Here is a 2,566-nt window from a genome sequence, read left to right as displayed (position 1 = left end):
GCGGCTCAATGCGAGCCCTCCGGAAAGCGTGCCCCTGTAACGCAGTCGTAAGCGGAAGCTTTTCCACTCCGCTTCCCCGAGTCTTGTTCCATCTTGCAGTTGAATATTTGCCAACTATTTTTCACACAAAAAAGCCACTTCTTTTTCAAGAAGCGGCTTTCAACTATTCAAGGCGTATTGTCGTTCGGCTTTTCATCCGCCTGTTCTTTGACGACTGACTCAATATAGGTCTTCACCGGATCCAGCGTCAGTTCCAGGTGGCTGGTTTCCAGATGCTTCGCTAAATAATCGAGCTGGTGATCTTCTACCGCATCCGATTGGAGATTGAGCACATCATTGATATAAAGCATGCCTTCGTTTGTCGCCATCGGGGAGTCGACGCCGTCTTGATTTCTTTCCTCGACCGCATCCAAGCCACGGACCAACCCTTGTTCTTTCAATTCGGCCATCGCCTTTTTATACTGTTCTTCCCCGATACCTTGCGACAAGCGGCGGTCGAGTTCCTGAATTTCCTCCAAAGATGCACCTTTATAGTACTGGGCGTAATACGCCATGAGCACTTGCTCTTTTTCCTGCAATTCATTCATAAGGCAAACCCTCCGTAAATTCGTTGTTAATTGGTTTATTCCCGCTAAGGGGATAGTTAAGCCTGTCCGATTTCCAGAAAACTGAAACTTTCCGGGAAATGAATCGTTAGTACTGAAGGAAGCAAAATGGAAAGAGGTGGCTCATATGAGCAATGAAAAAATTGTTGAGATTCGCAAGCTCTCAAAGACGATCGGCAAAAAGCAGATCATCAAAAACTTGAACTTGGATCTCCATAAAGGGGAAATCACTGGGTTTCTCGGCCCTAACGGGGCGGGCAAAACGACAACGATCCGCATGATGGTCGGGTTGATGAAGCCCACGCAAGGCGATATCCTGATCGGCGGCAAATCGATCCGCACCGATTTTGAGGGAAGCATCGAAAAAGTTGGCGTCATTGTGGAAAATCCGGAGATGTACAAATTTATGTCCGGCTATAAAAACCTGGTGCATTTCGCGCGCATGCATAAAGGCGTGACAAAAGCACGCATCGACGAAGTGATTCAGCAAGTCGGGATGCAAAACCGCATCAAGGAAAAAGTTGGTTCGTATTCACTCGGCATGCGCCAGCGCCTTGGCCTTGCACAGGCACTGCTCAACAATCCGGAATTCTTGATTTTGGATGAGCCGACAAACGGCCTGGATCCTGCAGGCATCCGCGAATTTCGCATGTATTTGCGCAAAGTGGCACGTGAGAACGATGTCGCCATCTTCGTCTCCAGCCACCTATTGTCGGAGATCGAATTATTGTGCGACCGCATCGCTATTATCCAGAACGGTGAATTGATCGACATCAAAAATGTCAACGAACACCAGCAATCCCGCTATTACATAGAAGCCAAGCCAGCCCAGCAGGCGAAACAAGTGCTCGAAGAAATCGGCTTCACGGTGCACCCGCATGAAAATGGCTATCTGATCGATACAGAACCGGAGCACATCCCGGGCGCCATCAAATTGCTCACTGCTGCAGGTGTCGATTTATACGCTGTCCAGCCGCACCGCACGACTTTAGAAGATCAATTCCTAGAAATGACTGGAGGCGGCGAAATTGCTCAAGCTCACACAAAATGAATGGATGAAATTATGGAGTAAAAAAGCGACATGGATCATGGCAGTTCTATTGATCGTCATCTTATTGGCAAATGCCGGCATCACCAAATGGATCGAATCGACCTCACCTGCACCGGAAAGCGATTGGCAGGAAATGGCGACGATGGACATGATGATGTACCAGGATCAATTGCAGAATTCGGACCTCGGCCCAGCCCAACAAGAGTATTATGAAGGCCAAGCCGCGATTGCAGAATACCGCTTAGCGAATGATGCCGCGCCTTTCAAAGTCGAATCCTTGCAGCAGCAAGTGCTTGATGGACATATGATGCTGTCCCTTGTCACTTTATTCACGGTCATTGTCGGGGCAGGAATCGTTGCTTCTGAGTTTTCTCAAGGGACGATCAAAATGCTGCTGACACGCCCTGTAAAAAGATGGAAAGTGCTGACATCTAAATATATCGCAACTATGTTGTTCGGCTTGTTGTTTGCCATCCTTACTTTCGTATCGATCGCGTTATTCAGCTGGATTTTCTTCGGAACTGGTGACGGGACCTTCCTCGTGTGGAACGGATCAGAAGTTGTGGAAGGCTCTTACTGGGCTGAAGCATTGAAACTATCCGCACTCAGCCTGGCAAGCACATGGATGATCGGGACCTTCGCATTTATGCTCGGGACGGTTTTCCGCTCCAGCTCACTTGCGATTGGCGTGTCGATTTTCCTGATGTTTGTCGGCGTGCAACTCGTCTTCTTGTTGCAGGATTTTGAAATCGTCAAATACTATTTGTTCACACATACCGATTTGACGCAATTTTATACAGGCTTCATGCCAATCTCGGATATCACGATGACCATGTCGTTAATCGTATTGGCTGTCTACTTCCTTGTCTTTATGTTGATCAGTTATTGGACATTTTCAAAACGCGACGTC

General features: G+C 47.9%; 3 protein-coding genes. 2 read left to right on the top strand and 1 reads right to left on the bottom strand.

Features of this window, described 5'->3' with window-relative positions; all coding sequences use genetic code 11:
* Positions 1–167: 167 nt before the first annotated feature.
* The gene (locus ON064_RS17980; RefSeq protein ID WP_274625839.1) at positions 168–587 is read right to left on the bottom strand and encodes a hypothetical protein; all 420 of its coding nucleotides are present in this window, start codon (positions 585–587) and stop codon (positions 168–170) included.
* 145 nt (positions 588–732) lie between these two features.
* Here ON064_RS17980 and ON064_RS17975 point away from each other — a divergent pair, with 145 nt between their 5' ends.
* Together ON064_RS17975 and ON064_RS17970 are read left to right on the top strand one after the other, a co-directional pair.
* Entirely contained in the window at positions 733–1,656 is a 924-nt protein-coding gene (locus tag ON064_RS17975; protein ID WP_274625838.1) for an ABC transporter ATP-binding protein, read from the top strand.
* The coding region (locus ON064_RS17970) for an ABC transporter permease (protein ID WP_274625837.1) at positions 1,634–2,566 on the top strand (933 nt) is incomplete at its 3' end. The genes ON064_RS17975 and ON064_RS17970, both read left to right, overlap by 23 nt.

This window comes from Planococcus sp. A6, from assembly GCF_028823615.1.
Lineage (GTDB): Bacteria > Bacillota > Bacilli > Bacillales_A > Planococcaceae > Planococcus.
This window is presented reverse-complemented; position numbering and strand designations above follow the sequence as displayed.